This window comes from Veillonella sp., assembly GCF_019414865.1.
GTDB lineage: Bacteria > Bacillota > Negativicutes > Veillonellales > Veillonellaceae > Veillonella.
On record NZ_DXLG01000118.1, the window covers coordinates 1 to 4,858 of the forward strand.

Here is a 4,858-nt window from a genome sequence, read left to right on the forward strand (position 1 = left end):
ATAATATATTGATTATTTCTAATGTGAAAATATAAGGCTCTTTGAATGTTCGAAGATATTTTTGATCGTATCTCGTATATTTCAGAATCCAATTTTTTTACCCATTCAAGTTGTATTGCTGGATGTATGCCTGCTTTTTCAATCATATCAATAGTGGCACGTAACTTATTTCTATCTTTAGTAGGGAGTGAGTTATAAAACTCTTCAAACTCGTTATGACCATTTGGCCTAGTATAAGATATAAACTTAGGTTTCTCCATCCCAATCCTTCTTTCTTTAATGATAGCATATATGCTATCAAACTTCAATTTTAAATAGTTTTATATACTGTAAATTCTTACCTTAACTATATAGATAAGAAGGCAATATTTTGTAGCTCAAAGATGTAATGAGTAGATTATTTTACTCTTGTAATCACTATTCAAATCTCATGGTCGTTAAGTATCTTTCAAGGTCTATGAAAAGAAGAAATCAAGTTGTATCATTTATTGTTATAAATTAAACGTCAGGGATTTAAATAATAGTATCTTTACTAGATTTATTTACGAGGAATATAGGGGGTAATAAGCTTTTAACGTTTTTATTTTTTAGCTTATTCTTATCTATAATTAGCATTAATCAACGTGCTTTAGGATACATCTTTTTTTTATAGCTATGTTATACTAAGGTTTATACTATACTTTCAATGGAGGTTTTATGTCTAAAAAAATTGCAGTTCTCGTCAATGAGGATACAATGCAGCGCTGTTCTTGCGGCGGTTGTTTAAAAGCATTTATGAATAAAGCAGATTCTTTTGAGCGTTATGCTGATGAGGAGATTGAGTTGGTCGGTTTCACGCATAGTGGTGGCGATCTAGCTAAGAAAATTGAGTCTTTCAAGAAAAAAGGTGTTACTACGGTTCATCTTTCTACCTGTACTCGTGGTAAGAATGAAAATTATGAAAGCATCGCAGAGCAGTGTGCCGAGGCGGGCTTTGATGTAGTTGGCTATACCCATGGTGGTGCCGTTTCTAAAGATGGTAAAGAAGCGGTCGTACTTTCAGCTAAACCAGTAACATCAGATCAATAATCGTAACGATGAATCAATAGACAGTAATGACAGATGAATGATTGTTCCATTATTCATTCTATATTTACCATGAAGAGATACTATATACATAGTGTGTAAATCTAGTGTGATAATTTGTTTTATTACTATATGGTTAATCAATTCGAGAGGTTGAGAGAATGAACAAGAAACTTACAGCAGCTACGTTATCTGTAGCTATGGCAGCGACTATGGCGCCTGCTATTATGCAAACAGCACCTGTGAATGCTGCATCTAGCGCAGTACAAACATTGGCTGGTGGCGCTGTTGCCATGGCTTATGTATCTACTGCATTAAATAAAATGGATAACTCCGAACAAGGCCAACAAGAAAGCTTGGCGCGTACTAAGGAGAAAACAGGTTACTTAAACGATAGTGCAGCGCAAGCGCGCGTACAACGCATCTTGAAAACATTAGAGGCATCTCCTAGCGTAAAACGTTCTTACGTTGTCTATGCAAACCCTGATACAGAGTTTAATGCCTTTGCAACGCTTGGTCGCGTTATGTCTGTTAATAAAGGTGCTTTGGATACCCTTGATGATGATCAATTGGCTTATGTAATGGCCCATGAAATTGCTCATGGTGAGCATAAAGATATTATCAATGGCGCTAGAAAGCAAATTGGCCTGTCTACAGCTGTAGGTATTGCAGCTGGTGGTAGCGAAGGGGCCGCGTTATTATCTAACGTAGCTGGTAACTATTTGTCTAATCAAGTATTTACAATGAGCCAAGAAAAAGCAGCCGATGAACTAGGCTTCAAGATTTTAAGTGAATCTCCATATAATGTGGGCGGTGCAGCTGGTTCTATGGCGGTTCTACGTAACAAGGTTGGGGAGCACTATCGTGAAGGACTTTCACAAGTAGTGGCACCAAACAACCATCCTAAGTTGTCTGATCGTGTAAATAACAATATTTCCCGCATGTACACATACTCTGGAAATCACGTAAACGTGTCTAATGGCGCCGTTTACGTCAATGGCGATAATATCTATAGCCCAGCAGGCAGTGGCCGCTATACAGGGGAAGAACGGGCGTATTACATGGCTGGCAAATTGGCACGGTTGTACCATAACAACCAAATTACACCAGGCTCTGCATCCTACAGTGGTGGTACTGTAACAGTAGCCGGTCAATCCATCGTATCTACGCCAAACTCTGACGTAGCATTACAAGTGGCGACAAACCTTAATAATGCCTTTGTTAAACCAGCAGGTGCAGCAGTTAATGCTAAAAAACCTGTGAAAGTGAAACAAGAGAAACCTAAAAAGGTAAAACAAGAAAAGGCTAAACCTGTGAAAGCAGAACAAGCTAAACCTGCTAAAGGTAAAGAAGTAAAACCTGTGACTAAAGCTTCTACAACAAAACATACAGCTAAAGCTACAAAGAATGCGAACAGCAACGATCATGGACGAAAATCTATTGATAGATAATTTGATGATTTAATTGTTTGATTGTTTATGTAGCATATAAGACCGAGCTCCAATGGGCTCGGTCTTTTCTTTATATACGTAATATATTTTCTACTGTATACTTAATATAAACATTCTTTAAATCGTAAGTTGCAGATGAGAGAGGGCGCTTATGAATCAATACTGGCTAAAACCTATCACATTGGACGAGGCATTTACTTTATGACACAAATGGTATATGAGCGATAAGAACATAACTCTGTATTATAAAACTATAGATTTTCTATAGTAAAAGCACTATAATATTAGGTATCTATATATATCAATATATTAGTACTTTATCTTTGTAAAGAATAGAACTGCGGTTGTATGTAGTGGTTTTGTTACTTTTACAGTTAATATAGCCTCTCTATCGAGGCAGTTTCTTTTTTAGAGGAGTTGGATCTGAATGAAACAACCAGAATTGTCGCCGTATATGATGGCTCGAAAGCCATCTGGCATTCGCCTAGGACAAATTAAATTCTTGGAACGTAAGAACCCACCAATTTTGGTGAATGGTTCTATTGGTAATGTAATGCGTCCTATGCATCCCGCCATGCAGCGTCGGTTGTTCGATTTGGGCGGTGTGGATAGCCCGTTCCATACAGGCATTGTACCGTATGTACCAACGACAGGTACCGATGAATGCCGCGAAGCATTCCTTCATATTTTACGCAGCCAAGGCTTTGATACAACAGGCCTTAATGTACTCGTAACAGACGGTGCATCCATGGCGATGGAAATCATTATGCTTGGTGTATGTGGCGGTGCTGGTGAAGAGGAACGCCCTCTATTAATGTTCAACCCATCTTATACAAACTATGATGCGGTAGGTCTTCGCATTGGCCGTAAAACAGTTACTGTTGAGCGTGAACTTAATGAAAACGGCGAATTTGAATTGCCATCCGTAGAAACGGTAGAACAACGTATTATCGATACAAAACCTGGTGCGTTGCTCATCATTCCTTACGATAACCCAACAGGTCAATTATTCAGTAAAGAAACATTGATTGAATATACAAAATTATGTGTGAAGCATAATTTGTGGATTATCTCTGACGAAGCCTATCGCGAATTGGCTTACGAAAAAGGGAAAGAAACATCTAGTATTTGGGCGTTAACCAATAAGGATGTTCCTGGCATTGAAGGCCGTCGTATCAGCCTTGAAACAGCTAGTAAGGTATGGAACGCTTGTGGCCTACGCATTGGTGCCATCATTACAGATAACAAATTATGCTATGAAAAATCGGTAGCCGAATATACAGCGAACCTTAGTGCTAATACATTAGGTCAATATATCTTTGGTGCTTTGGCTCATGAAAGCCATGCAGAGCTTCATAACTGGTATGAACAACAACGCGATTACTACCGTAAGATGATCTTTGAACTTCACGAAGGTTTCAAAGCAGTCGAACCTGATTTCATCGTATCTCGTCCAGAAGCGTCTATTTACTTTGTTATCGACGTACGGAAGGTAGCGAAACCGGGCTTTGATGGTGTAGAATTTGCCTCTTGGTGTGCTGAACACGGTGCTATTAGTCTTGATGATGGTAAAGAATACACACTCCTCATGGCTCCACTCAATGGTTTCTATAGCGGTAAAAAAGGTGAAGATAATCCAGGCAGAACACAATTACGCGTATCCTTCTGTGAAAACCCAGACCTATTGCGCTTGGCACCTGAATTATTATCTAAACTATTCAGAGCCTATGAAGCACAACGATAGAAGAAGTATAATTCTAATATAATAGATGCCCTCCTGTTGGAGGGCATTTTTAGTTGAACTATTGATTGCCATAATATTGTTAGTAAAATTAATAAAATAATGATCGAATTATGATATAAGGAGGTGTATATATTGATTAATATTAGACCTGTATCAGACTTGCGTAATAAATTTCCTGAAGTTGAAGAAACCGTTATTACAACAAATTCGCCTGTATTTTTAACTAAGAATGGATATGGAACTATGGTGTTAATGAGTATTGAACAATATTCAGCATTAACAGATCCTATTGAGTACGCCTTGGATGAAGCTGATTCTGCAGCAAAAGAAAGTAAAATTCGATACTCTGGTGCCGATGTATTTCGTCGCGTAAGGGAGAGAATCGATGGAGCGGAAATATAAACTTACGATTTTACCATTATTTGAAGAGGAGCTTAATCATATTGTTGATTATATAACTTATGTTCTGCATAATAGAGAAGCCGCTCATCAACTAATTACAGATATTGAGGCTGCTATATACACAAGATTAAGTTGTCCAGAATCTTTTGCCGTATATCCGAGTAAGAAACAACGTGAGTATCCATATTCTGTCTCT

At 38.0% G+C, this 4,858-nt stretch carries 5 protein-coding genes and 1 pseudogene; 5 read left to right on the forward strand and 1 reads right to left on the reverse strand.

What is annotated here, in order from left to right; genetic code table 11:
* Positions 1-260 (reverse strand): type II toxin-antitoxin system RelE/ParE family toxin (locus QZ334_RS06910; protein WP_295233098.1); only part of this gene is annotated, 260 nt, incomplete at its 3' end.
* A gap of 436 nt (positions 261-696) precedes the next feature.
* On the opposite strand from QZ334_RS06910, the gene QZ334_RS06915 reads away from it, so the two are divergent.
* From QZ334_RS06915 to QZ334_RS06935, 5 genes and pseudogenes are all read left to right on the forward strand, one after another.
* The gene (locus QZ334_RS06915; protein WP_105089551.1) at positions 697-1,068 is read left to right on the forward strand and encodes a CGGC domain-containing protein; all 372 of its coding nucleotides are present in this window, start codon (positions 697-699) and stop codon (positions 1,066-1,068) included.
* A gap of 158 nt (positions 1,069-1,226) precedes the next feature.
* Positions 1,227-2,516, forward strand: a complete 1,290-nt coding sequence (locus tag QZ334_RS06920; RefSeq protein ID WP_295233101.1) for a M48 family metallopeptidase — start codon at positions 1,227-1,229, stop codon at positions 2,514-2,516.
* Between the two features lie 427 nt (positions 2,517-2,943).
* On the forward strand, positions 2,944-4,260 hold the full coding sequence (locus QZ334_RS06925; RefSeq protein ID WP_295233103.1) for a pyridoxal phosphate-dependent aminotransferase: 1,317 nt from the start codon (positions 2,944-2,946) through the stop codon (positions 4,258-4,260).
* Positions 4,261-4,392: 132 nt separating this feature from the next.
* Entirely contained in the window at positions 4,393-4,662 is a 270-nt protein-coding gene (locus QZ334_RS06930) for a type II toxin-antitoxin system Phd/YefM family antitoxin (protein WP_039969464.1), read from the forward strand.
* A pseudogene (locus QZ334_RS06935) lies at positions 4,646-4,858 on the forward strand (type II toxin-antitoxin system RelE/ParE family toxin); the annotation flags it as partial. The gene QZ334_RS06930 and the pseudogene QZ334_RS06935, both read left to right, overlap by 17 nt.

What these genes read in the sequence shown, in the direction of transcription:
- QZ334_RS06925 (WP_295233103.1), top strand. Translation starts at nt 2,944, where the DNA reads ATGAAACAACCAGAATTGTCGCCGTATATGATGGCTCGAAAGCCATCT.
- QZ334_RS06920 (WP_295233101.1), top strand. Translation starts at nt 1,227, where the DNA reads ATGAACAAGAAACTTACAGCAGCTACGTTATCTGTAGCTATGGCAGCG.
- QZ334_RS06915 (WP_105089551.1), top strand. Translation starts at nt 697, where the DNA reads ATGTCTAAAAAAATTGCAGTTCTCGTCAATGAGGATACAATGCAGCGC.